General features: G+C 46.3%; 15 protein-coding genes. 4 read left to right on the forward strand and 11 right to left on the reverse strand.

The window, feature by feature from the left end; translation table 11 throughout:
• Window positions 1-128: 128 nt before the first annotated feature.
• The 3 genes from QUA24_RS18490 to glyA all read right to left on the reverse strand — a co-directional run bounded on the left by QUA24_RS18490 (window position 129) and on the right by glyA (window position 4,345).
• Window positions 129-1,385, reverse strand: coding sequence for a competence/damage-inducible protein A (locus tag QUA24_RS18490; protein WP_333231127.1), 1,257 nt, complete (start codon window positions 1,383-1,385; stop codon window positions 129-131).
• 166 nt (window positions 1,386-1,551) lie between these two features.
• Window positions 1,552-2,607: a glycosyltransferase family 4 protein gene (locus tag QUA24_RS18495; protein WP_006631914.1), complete on the reverse strand. Its 1,056-nt coding sequence runs from the start codon at window positions 2,605-2,607 to the stop codon at window positions 1,552-1,554.
• 454 nt (window positions 2,608-3,061) lie between these two features.
• Complete coding sequence (glyA, locus tag QUA24_RS18500; RefSeq protein ID WP_333081031.1) at window positions 3,062-4,345, reverse strand: serine hydroxymethyltransferase; 1,284 nt, start codon at window positions 4,343-4,345, stop codon at window positions 3,062-3,064.
• Window positions 4,346-4,513: 168 nt separating this feature from the next.
• Here glyA and QUA24_RS18505 point away from each other — a divergent pair, with 168 nt between their 5' ends.
• On the forward strand, window positions 4,514-4,711 hold the full coding sequence (locus QUA24_RS18505) for a hypothetical protein (RefSeq protein WP_006631916.1): 198 nt from the start codon (window positions 4,514-4,516) through the stop codon (window positions 4,709-4,711).
• A 142-nt stretch (window positions 4,712-4,853) separates the two neighbouring features.
• Window positions 4,854-5,327 (forward strand): Tic20 family protein, encoded by a 474-nt coding sequence (locus tag QUA24_RS18510; RefSeq protein ID WP_333077581.1) that lies wholly within the window; start codon window positions 4,854-4,856, stop codon window positions 5,325-5,327.
• 31 nt (window positions 5,328-5,358) lie between these two features.
• On the opposite strand, the gene QUA24_RS18515 is transcribed toward QUA24_RS18510, so the two are convergent.
• The 3 genes from QUA24_RS18515 to QUA24_RS18525 form a co-directional block, all read right to left on the reverse strand.
• Entirely contained in the window at window positions 5,359-6,138 is a 780-nt protein-coding gene (locus QUA24_RS18515) for a fumarylacetoacetate hydrolase family protein (protein ID WP_333231129.1), read from the reverse strand.
• A 97-nt stretch (window positions 6,139-6,235) separates the two neighbouring features.
• Complete coding sequence (locus tag QUA24_RS18520) at window positions 6,236-6,817, reverse strand: 5-formyltetrahydrofolate cyclo-ligase (RefSeq protein ID WP_333167383.1); 582 nt, start codon at window positions 6,815-6,817, stop codon at window positions 6,236-6,238.
• Between the two features lie 392 nt (window positions 6,818-7,209).
• Window positions 7,210-8,634 (reverse strand): NB-ARC domain-containing protein, encoded by a 1,425-nt coding sequence (locus QUA24_RS18525; protein ID WP_333231131.1) that lies wholly within the window; start codon window positions 8,632-8,634, stop codon window positions 7,210-7,212.
• A gap of 213 nt (window positions 8,635-8,847) precedes the next feature.
• On the opposite strand from QUA24_RS18525, the gene QUA24_RS18530 reads away from it, so the two are divergent.
• On the forward strand, window positions 8,848-11,097 hold the full coding sequence (locus QUA24_RS18530; protein ID WP_333231133.1) for a dynamin family protein: 2,250 nt from the start codon (window positions 8,848-8,850) through the stop codon (window positions 11,095-11,097).
• A 142-nt stretch (window positions 11,098-11,239) separates the two neighbouring features.
• On the opposite strand, the gene QUA24_RS18535 is transcribed toward QUA24_RS18530, so the two are convergent.
• From QUA24_RS18535 to QUA24_RS18555, 5 genes are all read right to left on the reverse strand, one after another.
• Window positions 11,240-11,851 (reverse strand): Uma2 family endonuclease, encoded by a 612-nt coding sequence (locus QUA24_RS18535; RefSeq protein WP_333213173.1) that lies wholly within the window; start codon window positions 11,849-11,851, stop codon window positions 11,240-11,242.
• A 284-nt stretch (window positions 11,852-12,135) separates the two neighbouring features.
• A complete protein-coding gene (locus QUA24_RS18540) occupies window positions 12,136-13,080 on the reverse strand; it encodes a GDP-L-fucose synthase (protein ID WP_333231135.1) in 945 nt (314 codons plus the stop codon).
• Window positions 13,081-13,488: 408 nt separating this feature from the next.
• Window positions 13,489-14,520, reverse strand: a complete 1,032-nt coding sequence (gmd, locus tag QUA24_RS18545) for a GDP-mannose 4,6-dehydratase (RefSeq protein ID WP_333231137.1) — start codon at window positions 14,518-14,520, stop codon at window positions 13,489-13,491.
• 441 nt (window positions 14,521-14,961) lie between these two features.
• On the reverse strand, window positions 14,962-15,693 hold the full coding sequence (locus QUA24_RS18550) for a sugar transferase (protein WP_333213176.1): 732 nt from the start codon (window positions 15,691-15,693) through the stop codon (window positions 14,962-14,964).
• A 243-nt stretch (window positions 15,694-15,936) separates the two neighbouring features.
• Window positions 15,937-17,103, reverse strand: a complete 1,167-nt coding sequence (locus tag QUA24_RS18555) for a glycosyltransferase (RefSeq protein WP_333213177.1) — start codon at window positions 17,101-17,103, stop codon at window positions 15,937-15,939.
• A 300-nt stretch (window positions 17,104-17,403) separates the two neighbouring features.
• On the opposite strand from QUA24_RS18555, the gene QUA24_RS18560 reads away from it, so the two are divergent.
• Window positions 17,404-19,500, forward strand: coding sequence for an iron uptake porin (locus QUA24_RS18560; protein WP_333231152.1), 2,097 nt, complete (start codon window positions 17,404-17,406; stop codon window positions 19,498-19,500).
• The last annotated feature ends 275 nt before the right edge of the window (window positions 19,501-19,775 follow it).

The raw sequence follows: 19,775 nt of genomic DNA on the forward strand, positions 1-19,775 counted from the left end.
CATAACGAATCTTTACAGATAATCAAGAGGCAAAAGGAAAATTGCCGAATTATATCAGAGTATAGAGTGTTAAATAAAGCTTAAGCTTAGGGTTGACTGTTGACAATTGACCAATCGTAGGATTTTTTCTACGCTTTTGGCAGCAATAATTTACGCCGGAGCCGATCGAGCGCCGTACAGCTACTCAGATTCCGAATCCAATCGCGGCCTCTGGCATCGCCAAAGCGGTATTCAAAACTTTCTGCGTCGCCGTGGGGCCCCGCTAAACCGACATAAACCAGTCCGACAGGTTTAGCGTCTGTGCCGCCTCCGGGCCCGGCGATGCCTGTAATGCTCAATCCCCAATTTGTATTGAGGCTGGCGCGAACTCCCGCAGCCATTTGTTTTGCCACTTGGTGGCTGACTGCCCCAAACTCGGCTAAATCTTGCGGATTAACAGCTAATAATCCTTCCTTAACCCGATTGTCGTAAGAAATAATCCCGCCTAAAAAGTAGGAAGAACTGCCGGGAACACCAGTCAGCATCGCCCCCAATCCACCTCCCGTGCAGGATTCAGCCACGCTAAGAGTTTGCCCCGCATCGAGCAACAATTGACCCACAGTCGAAGCGAGGGTATCGCTATCAGCACCGTAACAGTCTAAGCCAGCAATTTGTCGCAATTGTTGTTCGATCGGCTCAATCAAGTTTTTCGCAGCCACAGACGACTCCGCGCGGGCCGAAATCCGCAGTTTGACTTCGCCGTGATTGGCGTAGGGAGCCACAGTAGGATTAGTTAAATTCAGAAAACTATCTACTTTTTCGGCCAATGCCGACTCAGCAATCCCCCAAAATTTTAATGTGCGGCTGTAAATAGTTGCGCTGCACCAGCCGCCATTTTTCAGGTAAGGAACGGCGGTTTCTTGCCACATCAAGTGCATTTCCGCCGGTACGCCGGGAAATGTCATCACTGTCACGTTAGAAACCGGTTGCCAAATAATGCCCGGTGCAGAACCGCTGCGGTTCGGCAGAATATCCGCACTTTCTGGAATTAAAGCTTGTTTGCGGTTGCTGGGACTCATGGTGCGTCCCCGCTGGGCAAATTTGTATTCGATATCTGCGATAATTTCCGGTTTTTCTATTAAGGGAACCCCAAAAAAATCGGCTATCGTTTCGACGGTCAGGTCGTCTGGTGTGGGGCCCAGGCCTCCGGTGAAGAGCAAAAGCTGCGATCGACTGACGGCGATTTCTAACACTTGTTTGATACGTTCTGGATTGTCCCCCACCACTGTTTGATAGTAGTGAGGGATTCCCAGACTCGCTAATTCTTTGGCTAAGAACTGGGCATTGCTATTAAGAATATCGCCTAACAGCAATTCAGTGCCAACACAAATAATTTCAGCAACCATTCAATTTTAGATTTTAGATTTTGGATTTTAGATTGGGGAATTGGGCATTGGGAATTGGGCATTGGGCATTGGGAATTGGGCATTGGGCATTGGGAATTGGGCATTGGGCATTGGGAATTGGGCATTGGGCATTAGAAATTATTTTTCTTCCTTCTTCCTTCTTCCTTCACCTAGCGTGTCTCCAAACTTTCCAGCTAGCATATCCCAGCAAACTTGTTGCACCCATAGCGTAAATTACGCCGCTGGGAAGCGAAAAAGCTAGGGCTAAACTTCCCACCCACAGTGTCAGTGAGTAAATAAATAAAACCGCAAATCGATGGGATAGTCCGGCTTGTAGAAGTCGGTGGTGGAGGTGGCGCTTGTCAGCAATAAACGGTGACTTGCCGTTGCGAAGTCGATCGAGAATCACCGCCGACATATCTAAAATCGGTACAGCTAAAATTAAATATGGCAGCAACACAGAAGTAACAGCCGTAGTTTTAACTAACCCAATTACTCCCACTCCAGCAAGAGTAAACCCGATAAAATAAGCCCCGCCATCTCCCATAAAGATTTGAGCCGGATTGAAGTTGTAGCGCAGAAATCCCAAGGCCCCGCCAGCTAAAGCCGCTGCAATCAGGGCCGCCGCCGGTTGGTGCATCGCCAGACTGACAATCAGCATTACAACTGCTGCAATCCCTGAAACTCCGGCCGCTAAACCGTCCAAACCGTCAATCCAGTTGATGGCATTCGCCATGCCGACGAGCCAAATCACGGTAATTGGCAAGCTCAGCCAGCCAATATTAGTCAGTCCCAAGGAGGGAACTGTCAGAAACTCAATCTGTACGCCTGCCATCCAAACGATGCTGGATACGCCAATTTGCATGAGCAAGCGTTTTAAGGCCGAGAGCGAAAATAGGTCGTCTGCTAAACCGATGAGGAAGAATCCGATGCCGCCGAGGGTGACTCCCCAAATTTCGTATTCGTCTTTGGGATTGAGAACTTGTCCGTTAGCATCAATGAAGCCTCCTGAGAGCCAGACAAATAAGAGGGCAGTGATAGTGCCGAGAAAGATGGAAACTCCTCCCAAGCGCACCATAGGGCGCTTGTGGACTTTTCGCTCGCCTGGCCGATCGACTCGCCCGCTTTTGAGACCAATTTTTTTGACTATTGGCGTACTCCAGAGGACGATGATCGCAGAAACCAGAAAAGCGAGTATGTGGTACAGATACTGGTACGGCATCTGAAATCAATTTTAAATAGTGCGGGGCAATTAGTCTGTCAGGCAGAGTCTACTACATTTCAGATGGCTTATAACAAGGAAACATCTTGAAGAGCGACTGGGGGTTTGGGAGTCGGAGATTGGCCGCAATGGCAGTTGCCCTGGGGCGAATTGTCAGGTTTTTCATTCATAACTCTCGAATTAACGATTTGAAATATAGACTTTTTCGCGAGCAAAAAAGTTGATATTTGTCGAGCGGGCCCAGTTGAGCGGTATCTTTCGCAACCGACAAATACCGTTAGTCAAACCAGCCCCGCCCGATAAATATCTTTACTAAAAACCGTATTGGCGAGCGATATTTTTGGTGAAAACCGCTTGTCAATATCGCTACCGGCAACTCTCAATCTTTTCCTGCTCTTTTACCCTTTTACCCGTACACTTCCAACTACCAATTTCCCATTGCCGATCAGGAAAATTAAGCTAATGCCGGCACTTTCAAGTACAAGTGGGGATATAAGGGGAAGCGATCGCACAGTGCTGCTACTCGACGCAGGCAGTCTGCTGCGACGCTTTCATCATCTGGATTTAGCAGGCGATCGGCAATAATATTGCCAATCTCGGTAAATTCTGCTGTTCCCATTCCCCTGGTGGTCATCGCCGGCGAACCGAGTCTCAAACCGCTGGTGACAAATGGCGATGCCGGATCGAAAGGCACGGTATTTTTATTAGCAGTAATATTCACACCGCTGACTAATTGGTCCGCTCGCTTGCCTGTCATATTTGCCGATCGCAAATCAACTAGCATTAAGTGATTGTCCGTGCCGCCGGAAACGAGTTTTAAACCCCGCTGCTGCAACTGTGCCGCTAAAGCCCGTGCATTTTCAATTACTTGACCGGAATAAGTTTTAAATTCAGGCTTTAATGCTTCGCCGAAAGCTACTGCTTTGCCCGCAATGACGTGTTCTAAGGGCCCACCTTGAGTACCGGGGAAAACTGCTTTGTCAAACTTTTTACCTAATTCCGGGTCATTGGTCATAATCAAGCCACCACGGGGGCCCCGCAGGGTTTTGTGAGTGGTGGTGGTGACTGCGTGACAGTGGGGGAGGGGGTTGGGGTGATGCCCTGTGGCGACTAACCCGGCGATGTGCGCGATGTCGGCGAGCAGGTAGGCTCCGATTTCGTCGGCGATCGCTCTAAACTTCTCAAAGTCGATAATTCGCGAATATGCTGAATAGCCACAAATTAGCAATTTCGGTCGGTTTTCTTTAGCAAGTGCCAAAATTTCGTCGTAGTCGAGCTGTTCTGTTTCTTGGCTGACGCCGTAGTGAAAAGCTTTGAACCATTTGCCGGATACGTTGACTGGTGAACCGTGGGTCAAGTGGCCGCCGTGGGACAAATCCATGCCCATAATTCCGTCTCCGGGTTCCAGCAAGCTCAAAAATACTGCAAAGTTGGCTTGAGCGCCGGAGTGGGGCTGGACGTTGGCGTGAGCAGCTCCAAATAGCTGTTTGGCGCGGTCGATCGCGATTTGCTCGATGCCGTCAATAAATTCGCAGCCGCCGTAGTACCGTTTCGCTGGCAGTCCTTCGGCGTATTTATTGGTCAGCACTGATCCTTGAGCTGCCATTACCGCTGCGGAGGTAAAGTTTTCGCTGGCGATGAGTTCTAGGTGGTCTCGCTGCCGCTGGAGCTCTTGCCCGATTAAATCGGCAATTAGCGGATCGGTTTTGGAAAGGAATTCTAAGTTAGTGTCCGTCACAATAATCAACCTCTTGACAGTTTTGGGATTGGGAATTGGGGATCTTATACCGTACTACGGATTTCGCACCATTGACATAAATATTACGTTGTGTTCAGGTTAAGCGGTTTGTCCCCAACTCCTGACATACAATGAAATTACTGGTGTGAAACCTGCCGGAGGTATCAAATGTTAGTCATTTTAATGGAAAATCAGATGCTTGCCCCTCAGTGTGTTTGCCAAAGTTGTTTGCTGGCAGATCGCACTGGGCAACCGCGCTGGAGTGGTGGAGAGCTTCGCTGTGGACATCCAGTTGCTAAACCTACGGAAAATTTGCCCGATCGGTACGAGTGTCAAATGGGCTTCGTCATTGCCAATATTAAATAAGAAAGCCTGCCCTTGGTAGTTGAGGCTGCTCCCCGCTGAGTAAAAAGCCAATTCCGGGCGAGTCGGAACACAAACCCTGCTGCTGCGTTATCCTGAGTTTAATGGAATTAATAGTTAATCGATCGACTCAGGAGAGTTCATTATGACTTGGCGCGGATCTACAACTGTTCCAGACCGGATTTTTGCTTCTTTGCCTTATTTGCTTCCGTTGGTTGACGGGCTTGCCTTTGGCAGGTTTCTGTTTACACAGTTTCCTGTCTTGCAACTGTTGTTGATACCGCTAGCTCCATTGATGCAAATTTATAGTTTGCCCTTTGCTAGCTTGATTATCTTCTTTGCTCTGTATTTAGGAGTAGTTAGAAACGAAAACATCAGTCACTTCATTCGTTTTAATGCGATGCAGGCGATTCTTTTAGACATTGTTTTGATGCTCTGTGGTCTGGTTTTGCCGATCTTTTCTAACGGCGTTCAAGTCGCATTTATTGCGGAAACTCTGTATAACATGGTGTTTTTGGGCGCTTTTGCTGCATTTGTCTATGCAGTCGTGCAGTCGCTTTTGGGACGCTATGCAGAGATTCCTCCGCTTTCGGATGCTGTTTATATGCAGGTTCGTTAGTTAGTTGACCGTTGTTGGTGATAATTACCAATTACCCATTACTAATAACTACTGTATTTTCAAGACTGCCGATGCCTTCAATTTCGATGCGGACTCGATCGCCTATTTGTAGCGGCCCTACTCCTTGCGGCGTTCCCGTCAGTATCACATCACCGGGAATTAGGGTCATAATTTGACTAATGTAGGAGACGAGAAAGTCTGGGGAAAATACCATGCGATCGATCGGGGATGACTGTACCGGTCGCTCGCTCTCATTGATAAAAGTCTGCAATTGTGCAGCAGGACTCAGTTCGCGGACAATCCAAGGCCCCAAGGGACAAAAAGTATCGAACCCTTTGGCCCTCGCCCACTGGTTGTCCCGCTTTTGCAAATCTCTGGCTGTTACGTCGTTGGCGATCGTATATCCCCAAATTTTGCTGTGTGCTTGTTCGGGAGTGCAGTTGGTACAATGTTCGCCAATTACCAGGGCTAATTCTCCCTCGTAGTCTACCCTTTCCGACTGCTGCGGATAACGAATCTCTGCACCTGCTGGGATGACGGCACTCGGAGGCTTGAAAAACAGCAGTGGTTCTTCCGGTACTGGGGTTCCCATCTCGGCGGCGTGATCGACATAATTTTTGCCTACGGCTACAATTTTTGAGGGAGAGCACGGGGCGAGAATTTGGTAAGTATCTGGTGAAAGTTCCAAATCGGTTGGTTGTCCTTTTAACCAGGGAGGTGCATCAAATACTTGAACGCTGTGGCTGAGTTGCAGTAAACCGTAATGGATGTGTCCTTGTGTTGTTTTTACTCGAACGTAGCGCTGGGCCATACTATTTTAGATTTTAGAGATTTTAGATTTTAGATTCTAGATTCTAGATTAAGAGGATATAGGCATAATTGCGGAAAATTAATTTGTTTATGCCCGTTTAAGATTTTCGCTGTGCACTTTTGCAACCGCTTTCTGTACAAATGCCGTGCAGCGGTAGATCCCAAGAGTCAAATGGTAGTTGGGCGACCAAGGCAAATTCAAAGATAATGCCGATCGCAATTTTTGATTCCCACTCAGCTAAACTGAGCATTCGATCGTAATAGCCGCCGCCGTAGCCCAAGCGATAGCCGCGAACATCGCAGCCTACTGAGGGTACGAGCATTAAATCTACTTCTGAGTGGTCGATTTTAGGAGCATCGGGCAGGGGTTCGAGTATGCCATAAGCTCCAGTATGTAAAGCATCTCCTGGCTGCCAGATGTGCCAGGATAGCTCTTTGCCGACACAGCGGGGAAATCCCCATTTGCGGGGAGTTACAAATAGGGGACTTAAATCTGGTTCTTGGCGACAACAGAAGTAGGCGAGGATTGTTTTTGCTTGGGTGAATAAGGGCGACTTTTGCAGATGATTGCAGATGCGATCGCTCTTTTGTCTCCATTCTTGTGCTGATAGGGATTTGCGGGTGTTGAGGAGCGATTTTCTTAATTCGGTTTTAGTTAATGAAGGTTCAGCAGTATTCATATTTGCGATCGAATCTCTCGTTTGACTTCCAGTCCGACAGGGGTTTTCAACCCCTGTCTCACAGCGAAAGTCCTCTAAAAGAGGACTACAATTAATTGCATTTCCATCACACTCTGCAGTCGGTTTTAACTGATATCTTGCACCATTCTCAATTAGCCGTAGGGGCGGGTTCGCCAACAGCCTTAAAGCTTGCAAATAGGTTCTATAAACCCGCCCGACCCACGAAAAATCCTCTTATTGATATTGCTGCAAGATATCAGTTTTAACCGACTTTAGCTTTGAGGCAGGGGTTTCAACCCCTGCCGGACTGTCGGGCTGTCGGGCTGTCGGACTGTCGGGCTGTCGGGCTGTCGGACTGCCGGACTGCCGGACTGTCGGACTGTCGGAAAGTATCAACAAACTGGATTTGAGAGCACATATTGTCTCACCACAGGACAAACGCTGAATAGCGTTTCATTCTCCTGTTCTTCTATTTCAACTAACGATCGCCTCCCCAAAGATTGCAGCCCGTCGAATAAGTCGGAGGGCGGTAAATTGGCATCTTGTCGCAATTGCTCTATTGAAACTGAACTTGCTTCGCGGCTGAGGCGGCAGATTAGTTTTTTTTCTAATTCTGACAAACGATTTATCTGCGGGTGCAATGTTGCTGCCAATTCTTCACCTAAGAATAGCATATCATATTTCAAAAATTCTGCAACCCTACCTCGGAATATTTCTTGAATGGTGGTGGCGACTATTTTTAACCACAATGGATTGCCTCGGTAGGTGTTAATTAGGTTTTCCCATGTTTCGGGATTGAGTAAACTTTTTTGTCGGAAAATTTCGGCTGCTGCTGCACCTATGCCTTTGACTTGTAAGCTGCGAACTGGTGATTTTTCTCCTTTTAACGCGGTAATTTCTCTGGGTGGTTCCCAACTATTGAGGATTAAACAACTGTTGTGGGTTGTTTCTCCGATTTGTCTGAAAAGGATGCTGTAATTTTCGCATTCTGGGCGGTAATTTCCTGCTAATTGTCCGCTGCTGAGAATGGTTTGCACGTCGTCGAGAATAATGAGACAGCGATTTTTTCGCAGATATTCCATTAACAGGGAAAGTCGATCGGGTATGCTGCTAGGGAGTTCGATTTCGGGTTTATTTAAGAGAAATTCTAGGAGATTTTTTAGGGTAGTTTCTAACGGTGGGGAGTGGCGGAGACTTCGCCAGATGACGCATTCAAAGTTATGCTGAATTTTTTGGATGAGGTGGAGAGAAAGTGCGGTTTTGCCGATGCCGCTGAGTCCTGATATGGCTGCGAGGGTGCACTTGTCTTGGACGATCCATTTTTCCAGGGTGGCGAGTTCGGATGTGCGTGAAGCGAAGCTATCGCCATCAGGCGAATCGAACAATGATGAAATATGAGGTGCGTCTGCTAAGTCTAGTCGGGTTTGGGGTTTGGAGGTGTCTGAGGTGGGGGTTGAGGGCGATCGGGTTTTTGGAATTTCTGAAGCGTGCAAACTATTATCACAGACATTTACATTACCAATCTGTAAAGAATTTTTTCCATAATTTGAAAAGTAGGCAAATTGCGACCTCTCCAATGCCGACCTAAAATTTAATTTATTGACATTTTCACCTAATACATCTGAGAGTAGTTGCCATAATTCCGATGCGACATTTCTGACATGACCTTCTGTGCAGTGAGATTCTTCTGCAATTTTAGAGTATCTTTGACCTTTCCATACACCCAGCAGGATAGCTTTTTGCAGATCCTCCAAATGTTCTCCCGTCTTGGCGAAAACCATGTCATCGGCAAATCCCAAGACTTCTTGAACGTTCATTAGTCAGGTAGGCGTGAAAGTTTTGCCTATTTTATCATATTTTTTATGACATTTTCTGACAAAGATGACACAATCTGACGTTTTCTGAGAGAGCGATCGTCTAAATTGCTGATAAAATTTGACATTTTATGACTCCGATAAATTCATAATTAGAAGATAATTATAAAAAACAAATAACTTCCTGTGGATTAAACTAGCGGGTAGCAGAATGCTATGAACATTAATTTTAGACGCTATCGGGAACAGAAAGGTATCAGTCAAGAATCAGTTGCCAGCGGGCTCGGTATTTCTGTAGATCAGGTTAAAAATTATGAGCAGTTCCCTGCACAAGTTCCGATGGGAATGGCAGTAAAATGGCTGCAAATATTAGGTGTTGACATTGCAACTGCCATGTCAGAGGAAATACCTCCACTCCCAGGAATTGAACCAGGCAGTCCCTACGCTGAACTTTATCGCCGGCTAAATTTACTTAATCAGTATATCGATGAAAATTCTTTTTTACCTTGGCTAGAATTGCCAACGGAACTACGTATACCTAACGATCTGCAAGAACAAATTAACCAGTATTATCAAAAACCAAATGTTGTCTTGACAGGAGCATTTGACTCTGGCAAATCCTATCTTGCTAATACTCTTTTAGGTCAAAAAGTATTGCCAACAGGCTATCAGCCTGCAACAAGAGTCATTACCATTGTTTGTCATGTGGAAAGTCGCCCCGAATGGTTTGATGGAAACGTGGGAATTATTGATGAAAAATTTTGGCAAGATGAAAACGGCCAGCTAAATTTTGACTTCCTATATTTAGAGGATAGGGAGCGTTGTCAGAAGCATTTTTTGCAATTCGGCTCCTTTGACCTGCTAGAAAAATATGGCGTACACCAATATGATGACTCAGACGACAGCAATGACGGCGGACATACAGCTATAGTTTATGTAGATGCTCCTTTATTAAGAGCGTGTAACCTGATTGACGTTCCCGGTTACTCTGATAAACAAGATGAAGTATCAAAGGATGTTGAGAAAGCTAATAGTGCCACCAAGATTGCTAATGTCTTGCTTTATGCTTCTCCTGCCAAGGGTCACATCAATGGTCAAGATATGGTGCGACTTCGGAATTTGCTGCGTTTGTTGCCGGCCCCAGAGAATGAATGCAACGACTTTCCGACGCTAGGCAATTTCTTTATTGTGGCGACACACGCAGATCCGAGTATCCCTGACGATGAGCTTCCCAAAATTCTCAATAAAGCTTCAGCGAGACTGTATAAAGAACTTGATGAAACTGCTATAGAGTTTCGTCGGAAGCTAACAAAGCGGGATATTACCAAGGAAGATGTGCAAAAGCGTTTCTTCACTTTCTGGTCAGAAAAGCCGGAGCGCTGTCAGCGTCTCTTTGATGATTTAACTCAACTCCTCTGCGAGACTCTTCCTAAACCAGTCACCTCTCGTATCGACCGCGAAATTAATGCGGTCAAAAAGGACAAAAACCAAGAATACGCTAACTCGATTGAGCAATATCAAACAACTGTTGCAAAAATAGAGGAGTATCGAAAAGATCTTGAGAAAGCGGAGAAAAATGAACCTGAACGTCAGCGAGAAATGCGGCAAAAACGCAGTCAAGTGAGCAAACAAATTAAGGAATTAGAAAAAGATACCCGCCAATCCTTTCAGACCTATGCGGCAAAAAAGATCGATGTAGAGTTTATAGAACAAATGATTCGCCAGAGATACGACAAACAGAAAGAGGCTCAAGAATACGCTCCCGGTTATTTAGTCGATCTGCTGCAAAGTCATTTAGAAAATCGGATTAGTGTCAATTCTGAAAAACTCAAGGCTGAGATTGACGCTTTTCTAGAAAAATACCCAGTGCCTAAACTTCCCAACAAAGATGGAATAGTAGTATCTATTCCCTTCGATACAAAAGGAGCTTTTCTTGGTGGGATAGCAGGTTTAGGTACTTATGGTGCCTTAGCCGCTTGGGCAGCAGGCCTTGGCAATCTTGGCAGCTATATCTTAGTAGCGAAATTAGTCAGTCTTTTGTCAGCACTTGGTATTAGTATCGGTGGTGGCACGGCAACAGTAATTTCTTTCGTAGCTGCGATTGGTGGCCCAATAGTTCTAGGGATCGGTTTAGCTGCTGGACTGGCTTCTTTGGTGTGGAATTTTTTTGGGGAAGCTTGGCAGAAGCGGTTAGCAAAAGAAATTCACCAACAATTCAAAAAACAGGGTGTTGTTGATAAATTCTTAGGAGGAATCGACCAGTATTGGCAAGAGACAGCCACAGCCTTTGATAAAGGTGCCGACGCAGTTGAAGCAAAATGCAAACAGTATCTCAAGCATCTGCACGAAATTACTTCAACTGATACCCAGTCAAAAGAACGAATTGAACAGATTATCATAAATCTGGAGAAACTCAGGGTTTTTTTCGCCAACATTCCTTGGGATACCCAGGGAGAATGTTTGTAAAAAAAACCAGCGGTTCTCGTGGCAAACCACCCAAACCCAATAACACGACGTATTGAGTTTTAACTAGGCGATCGCCCTTTCTTTTCCCTCATCCCCAAGTGCGATCGCCCTTCCTTAACTGAGGTACGATCGCACTTTCCATTTATCCCCTCGATCGCACTTCGTGAATTTCTGCTTCTGAATCTTCCTTCGTAAAAATTACATCCTCATAAATAGCATCAATACCTGTGCGAAAATCTACGCTAGCCAAGTGAATTTCGCTTCCTTGATTATAGGAATACAAAACCCACAACCCTTCAGCATTACGGCGAAAACACTCTACCCGCTCACGTTTTTGGCTAATTAATACATACTCTTGAAGCGTTTCTAATTCTTGATAGTCAGCAAACTTATCGCCCCGATCGAATCCTTCAGTACCATTTGACAAAACCTCGACAATTAAACAAGGATATCTTTTAAAAGATTGAAATGCCTTGTCCCGTTCATCGCACGTTACCATCACGTCAGGATAGTAGTAAATATTCTTCGATTCAATCCTAGCTTTCATGTCAGACATATAAACACGACAGCCACTACCCCGAACATGATTTCTCAAAAGTGTACATAAGTTGCCCGCCACCGTCACATGAGCATCATTTGCATCAGCCCTTCCATAGACTTCGCCCTGAATATACTCGTGTTTGAGCGGACTGAGTTCTTCTAACTTCAGATACTCTTCCGGCGAGATATAATTGTGGGTGCGATCGGCAATCATGGGCTTTCTGTGAATTTCAGTTTTCGATGATTTCAGTAGAGGTATTTATATTATAGCAGTTTTCACTCGGATGAAATACAGGACACAGCAGTAGGGACACGGCACTGCTGTCGAGTATTGTCATTGAATTATCACCCAAATTTGTATAATTTCTTAGTGCCAGAAGACGGACTCGTTTGTGTAGGATAGGTGGCAACCGGCGACTATTGTAAATGAGGTTTCTAACCCATTTAGTATTATTCCTAAAAAAACCCGGTTTCTTGAATAAACCGGGTTTTTCACACTCAAACTGCGTGTTGTCGATACCACTCAATCGTATTTTTCAACCCTTCCTTAAACTTCACCTCCGCAACAAAACCAAACTTTTCCTTAGCCCTTTGCGTATCCAAACAGCGGCGTGGCTGACCGTTCGGTTTGTCTGTTTCCCAGACAATTTCTCCCTCAAATCCCATCAATTCGCAAATCGTTTCCACTAAATCGCGAATTTTAACTTCGCTATTCGTTCCCAAATTAACCGGGTCAGATTCACTGTAAGATTGAGCCGCCATCACAATTCCCCGCGCGGCATCTGTGGAATACAAAAACTCGCGGCTAGGGCTGCCGTCTCCCCAAACTGGGAGTGTTTTGTCTCCCCTTTCTTGCGCTTCGTGGACTTTGCGAATTAATGCGGGGATGACGTGGGAACTTTTCGGGTCAAAGTTATCTTCCGGGCCGTAAAGATTTACTGGTAGCAAGTAGATACCGTTGAATCCGTACTGCTGGCGGTAGGATTGTAGTTGGACTAATAAGGCTTTTTTCGCTACTCCGTAAGGCGCGTTAGTTACCTCTGGATAGCCGTTCCAGAGGTCGTCTTCTTTGAAAGGAACTGGGGTGAAGTTGGGATAAGCGCAAATCGTGCCGACGCAGACAAATTTTTCGACTCCTGCTTCGTAGGCGGCGTGGATTAGTTGCACGCCCATCATCAAATTGTCATAAAATAATTCAGCGGGTTTGAGTTGGTTTAAGCCGATGCCGCCGACGTGGGCGGCGAGGTGAACGATCATATCTTGTTGGTCGGCGGCGCGCTTGCAGTTTTCCATGACGCGGAGGTCGCAGTCGCGCGATCGAGTTACCGAAATTTTATCAGCATCGGCCCCTGCTTTCACTAGCTGGTCGATTACCTGACGGCCCAAGAAACCGGCGCCGCCCGTGACTAGAATGCGTTTGCTGCTTAAATCCAAGCTTGTCATAATTTTAGCCTCGGGATTTTGAATAAAGGTTGATCGACAATTTCAATTCTAAAATTGTTGCTTTAGCAAAAAAAGCTTTCAGCTACAGGATGAGGTTGCCCACAAATTTGTTTTAGCTGCACCCGATAGGGACAATTTGCGCCGTTCACACCCGAAAGTTAGATATAGGGGTCGCGACTCCTCAATTATCATTTTAATGTTTTTTTTAGCTCGCACAGCCGAAAATTTTGCGAGCATTTAAGCTGGTTCTTTGAATGCCGATCGCGCTACGCTAATAGCTGTAACAACCGTCTGATCAGTTGTGAAGTGTGTGCAGGGGCTATCCCCCGGTGCGCGCCTTTCGCCAAGGGGGTAGACACGGGGCCCTACCCCGACAAATTGTTCGCACTGACGGCTTGGTTTAGCGACTTAATCAAATCCGTTGCCCGAACCTCGACCTTGCTCGTCTAAAGCTTTCATGTCAGCATCTACCATTAAATGTACTAACTCTTGAAAAGTTACAGAAGGTTCCCAATTTAATTGCTGGCGCGCCTTAGTCGAATCGCCAATCAACAGTTCGACTTCTGCCGGCCGCAAGTAGCGTTCGTCAAACTCCACATATTTTTGCCAATCTAAATTGACGTAAGTAAAAGCCAAATCGAGAAATTCCTTAATGGAATGGGTCTCGTTGGTAGCAATGACATAATCGTCAGGCTTGTCTTGTTGCAACATCAGCCACATCGCCTGCACGTAGTCTTTAGCATAGCCCCAGTCCCGCTTGGAATCGAGATTGCCCAAGTAAATCTTTTTCTGCTTGCCGGCGACTATTCTGGCAACGGCGCGAGTAATTTTGCGAGTTACAAAAGTTTCGCCACGGCGGGGAGATTCGTGATTGAACAAGATGCCGTTGCAGGCAAAAAGTCCGTAAGATTCGCGATAATTTATTGTTTGCCAGTGACCGTAAACTTTGGCACAGGCGTAAGGACTTCTGGGATAAAAAGGAGTTGTTTCCTTCTGCGGAACTTCCTGCACCAAACCAAACATTTCCGAAGAACCTGCTTGATAGAACCGCACTTCTATGCCGGTGCGGTGCTGATAGTCCCGAATTGCTTCTAGCAGCCGCAATACTCCCATCCCTACTGTGTCAACCGTATATTCCGGCGAGTCAAAACTGACTCGAACGTGAGATTGAGCGCCTAAGTTATAAATTTCTACCGGCTGAACTTCTTCCAATATCCGGCGGAGAGTAGTGCCATCCGTCAAGTCGCCGTAGTGTAGAAACAGGCGCGCACCCTCGCTGTGAGGATCGACATAAATGTGGTCAATTCGATCGGTATTGAAACTAGAACTGCGCCGGATAATGCCGTGAACTTCATATCCTTTTTCTAACAGTAATTCGCTCAAGTAGGAGCCGTCTTGACCTGTAATACCTGTTATTAGCGCTCGCTTACGTTGCGTCATCTGATTTTCCTTTGACAGGCTGTGTTAATTCACAATAAATTTTTTGGCAGAGGCTGTTGCTCTCTGCCGTATTCTCAAACTGCTTTATCAAACTTACTCAAACTTCACTTTAGTTACCTAAAGCCAGTTGAAGTTTACTTCCTACGCTGTTGGGTAGTGGGCTATCCCAAGATAAGTAGGCTATCCCCCTTAAGCCAAAGGTTATAGAGTTAAGTTTAACACCTAAACCTAAAGTAGTCTATCTAGAAGAACTGATCTTTCTAGATGAATAAGAGGTAGGTTTATTTAAGTATTTGCCCCTGTAGTTAAGCTCACAATTCTTCGATCGGCATCCCGGAACTGTTTAGTTTTGACAAAGAGTTTGTCGCTGATTGTCAGTAGTCAGCATCAGTGGTCAGTAACAAATAAAACTAACTACCGATTGCTGACTGCGGACAAAAATTAGTATGCGCCGTTATTTTTGGGAAAAATCACAACTCCAATTGTTTTGAAAACAATCCACATATCCATCCAAAGGTTTTTGTCATTTGCGTAATAGAGGTCGATTTGGACTCGGCGGGGATAGGGAATATCGTTGCGACCAGACACTTGCCACAAGCCTGTAATTCCAGGTCTTATGGTGAGAATTTTGTTGATGTGACTGCCGTATCTCGGCAGTTCTTCTTCAACTAAAGGTCTCGGTCCGACGACACTCATATCTCCTTTTAAAACATTCCAAAACTGGGGAAACTCGTCTAAACTGGTCATTCGTAAAAATCTTCCAATCCAGGTAATTCGAGGGTCTTGTTTCAGCTTGAAATTGTCCTCAAACTCTTGACGCAAATGCGGAGAATTTTCCATGATTTCTAGCAATATATCGTCCGCATTTTCCACCATCGTTCTGAATTTAAGACAATAAAACCTTTTACGGTTTTTGCCTACTCGTTCCTGTACGTAAAAAATAGGACCGGGCGAGCTTAAGGCGATTAAGAAAGCCAAAAGCAGGTAAACCGGAGCAAACAGGATCAGAACCGATAAGGAAAACAGGATGTCAAATAACCGCTTGAAAAGTTCTCCGTCGAAGCTCTGTAGAGAACGGCTTATGCGTCTATCTCCTTGCAGGACAGACCCAAAACCGCGTCTTGCGATCGCTCGAATTACCTTGCCGGAGATTAGTTGGCTGTCGGCAGTCATCTTACTCCTTCACTTCACACCACACACAGTCCTGATCATAAAGCCTCAAGACGCTTTGTTCTCTCAATTATGTTTCCAATACTCAATTTTCTGCCTTCAGAAGGCTTCAAAAGGCAGAAGGAAGAAGGAAGAGGGCTTCTGGCGGCCGAAGGAAAAAGGCACAAGGCACTGATGCAGAGGTCTTCTCAAGGCACTTATACAAAGGCAGAAGGAAGATTGTCACGCTATCGGGTTCTGGCACTCTCAAGCCCCAGACTCGGTAAAATCACGGGAGTGAAATTCCTGATAGCAGCGTTCCACAAAAGCTAGATAGCGCTGCCCAAAAACTTTGGGGGCAAACTGTTCAGCGCGCAACCTGCAGATTTCTGGGCGAAATTTGCCTTGCAACTGCTCAAATTCCTTGACAGCTTCGACTAATGCTGATGCGGTTTGGGAGGAAAAAAATAAACCAGTTCCTGTCTCTGGGTGTTGGCGAATGTCGAGCACTGTCTCCAAAGCGCCCCCTGCTGCATAGGAAATTACTGGTGTTCCGCAAGCTTGAGCCTCTACCAAAGCTATGCCAAAATCTTCGCAAGCTGCATAGACAAAGGCTTTCGCCTCTGCCATATACTTTTCAACTATGGAGGCGGGTTGCCAGCCGAGCACTTGCACGTTGGGTTTGGCGATTTGCCGAATCATTTCTAATTCTGGCCCGGTGCCGATGACAATTAGAGTATGCCCGAGTTGATTGAATGCTTGGACGATCGCACTTACGTTTTTGTAACTTACCAACCGACAAACGGTGACGTAAAAGTCTTGTTTTTGCCGCATCAAGGAAAATCGCTCGATGTTTACCGGCGGATAAATCACCTGGGCCCGCCGCCGGTAGCATCGCCAAATTCGGCGCGCCGTGTGTTGAGAGTTAGCGATGAAATAATCAACGCGGTTGGCGGAAATTACGTCCCATTGCCGCAGTCGATGCAACAAATATCGCGTCAGCAGACCCTGGATGCCCCGTCCGGCTTTGCTGCTACGCAAATAGTCAAAAGTTAAGTCCCAAGCGTAGCGCATGGGCGTATGGCAGTAGCAGACGTGCATTTGCTGGGGACTGCTGAGGATGCCTTTGGCAACGGCATGGGATGAGGAGAGGATGATGTCGTATTCTCGCAGATCTAGTTGTTCGATCGCGATCGGCAGAAAGGGCAGATATTTTTGGACACCGCTGCGGGCCTTGGGAAAGTGCTGTAAAAATGTTGTGCCAATCTGTCGGCCGAAAAGATAGCTTTCGGGATTGGCCGATTCAAAGTCGATGAGGGCATAGACATCTGCCTCGTCTACGTGTTTGAGGATTTCCTGTACTACGAGTTCTGAACCGCCAGTAGCTAAGGGCGTCAACCATTCGTGAACTAGGGCGTATTTGAGTTTTTTCACTTGTATTTGTAGCCGATCAAACGATTTGTTAGCGCCAGTGCTGTCAATATTAGTCTTAGTGAGGGATCACTTACGCAATATCGGGCCATCAACCAGGTTTCTATGTAACTATTTAGCTCAAACCAAGGATTTTGGGAATAAACGGAGTTTTTGTCAAATCAGCCACAGCCAAACTGCACTCTCCGACAGTGATTTCCCCGATTGTTGACAAGAATTACTATTAGGCAGAATATTGAAGGTGATTTGCTGGTGCCTAAATCTTCGGAACGGGCGATCGGCTCAATGTGGTGTAAGGAAAAAATGTCCAAATTTTTGTGGAAGGGACTTTTAGTTAGTCCCGCTGTATTGGCAGCAAGTTTAGTCGTATCTTCGACGGCGCTAGCAGCAGAGAAACAGGTAGAAATTGCCACCATAGCTCAAGCTGATCAATTGCAATTAGCAGGTGCTGCAACCGAGGTGGCAAAGGCTGAAACAGCAAAGGCTGAGACAGGCGAAGCAGCGTCGCTAGCTAGCAACTTGACTGTTGAAACTATTGAGAAAGAAAGTGCGAACCTCTACGAGGGCTTTCCTTCGGATCGCTTGGCTAACGCTAACGAGCCGATTGCCCCAGTTGCCGAACAAGCAAAAGCACCGGAAAACGCAGTTGCAGGGGATTTAAGCGAAACCAAACCCGCAGTCGCGCCCGCAAATTTCAGTGCCGAAGAACCTGTCGCGGAGCAAATTCCCGCAGTCGAGCCCGCAAACTTAAGCGAAACCCAACCCGCCGCTACACCGACTAATTTAAGCGCCCAAGAGCAGATTTCCCAATCGCCAAATCCAAATGCCCAACCTCCAGCACAGTCAAATGTTTTAGAACAAATCAACGAATACAGCACAGAAGGCAGTAGCAGCGAAGATGCGGCCGGCCAAGTAACCTCTGTTTCGCAACTTTCCGACGTTCGGCCCACAGATTGGGCGTTCCAAGCTTTGCAGTCTCTAGTAGAGCGCTACGGGTGCATAGCTGGTTATCCTGACGGCACTTTTCGCGGTAACCGGGCGATGACTCGCTACGAGTTTGCCGCAGGTTTAAATGCGTGTTTGGATAAAGTTAGTGAGCTGATTCAAGGCGGTTCCAGAAATCTGGCGACGCGAGAAGATTTGGCTTCTGTGCAAAGGTTGCAAGAAGAATTTGCGGCGGAATTGGCAACTTTACGTGGCCGCGTCGATGCTTTGGAAGCGCGCGCCTCTGAATTAGAAGCAAATCAGTTTTCGACTACGACTAAACTCAACGGCGAAGTGATATTTGGTTTGGCGGGTATCGCCAGGGGAGAGGATGCTGAAGGTAACGATGCCGATAAAGCGACGGCTTTTGGCAGCAGGGTTCGTATCAATTTCGACACGAGTTTCTCTGGAGAAGATTTGCTGAGAACTCGACTGCAAGTTTTGAATCTGGGTTCGTTTTCTACTAATAATACGAAAACCGCTGAAGGGGAATTGCGGTTTAATGCTGGGCCTTTTGGCGAGGCTAGCAATACCGTAGGTTTAGATGCGCTGCTTTACCAATTCCCTATCGGCAAAAGCACTACTGTAATTCTAGAAGCCAACGCCGGCGCTGCTGATGATTTTACCAACACTGTCAACCCTTACTTTGACGGAGACGGCAGCTACGGTGCTCTTTCTAATTTCGGTACTCGCAACCCGATTTACTATTTGATTGGTGGTTCTGGTATCGCTCTGCGGCATCAGTTTGGGGAAAAACTAGAGCTGAGTTTGGGATATATGGCCGGCAATGCTGCGGACCCGACGCGGGGGAATGGTTTGTTTAACGGCTCTTACGGCGGTTTGGCTCAGTTGACTTTCAAACCCAACGAGAACATGGCTTTAGGTTTAACTTACGTTAATTCCTACAACGTCGTCACCGGTACCGGCAGCAATGCTTCTAATTTCCCGGTGCGTCTGGCTTCCTTCGGGCTCGACAGCGATAGCAATGTGCCAGTTTCTAGCAATTCCTACGGCGCGCAAGCTTCGTGGCAGTTGAACCGGAGATTTGCAATTGGCGGTTGGGCGGGTTACACCAACCAGCGCATTTTATCCAACTTGGCTACTCCTACGGGTTCTGTGCAGCGGGGCGATCAAAAAATCTGGAACTGGGCAGTTACTTTGGCTTTTCCTGATTTGTTGAAAGAAGGAAATGTGGCGGGGATTGTGGTAGGTATGGAGCCGCGGGTGACGAGTTCTACTAATCGGACTTTGCCGGAAGATAAGGATACTTCGCTGCACGTTGAAGGTTTTTATCAGTTTAAGTTGAGCGATAATATTGCTATCACTCCTGGTTTGATTTGGCTGACTGCTCCCGACCACAATAAGAATAATTCTGATTTGGTGATTGGGGTTGTCAGAACCACGTTTACTTTCTAAGAGCGGGCCTTGGGGATTTTAGATTTTAGATTTTAGATTTTAGATTGGCGGTTTTAATCTAAAATCTAAAATCGCCAATCTACAATCGGTGGGGGCTTGGGTTTAAGGTTTAAACAAAAACGACCAGCTTTAGCTAAAGCTGGTCTGCACAAATAGTTAAATCCGTTGTGTTCCCACAGTGTTTTTCTCACAGTGAGGAAACCCAAGTTGCACGTTTCTTTGCAAAGGGTTCTAAAAGAAATATCATCTCTCTTAAGGGGTACTTTATCAACAAA

The organism is Microcoleus sp. Pol12B5 (assembly GCF_036701335.1).
Classification (GTDB): Bacteria; Cyanobacteriota; Cyanobacteriia; order Cyanobacteriales; family Microcoleaceae; genus Microcoleus.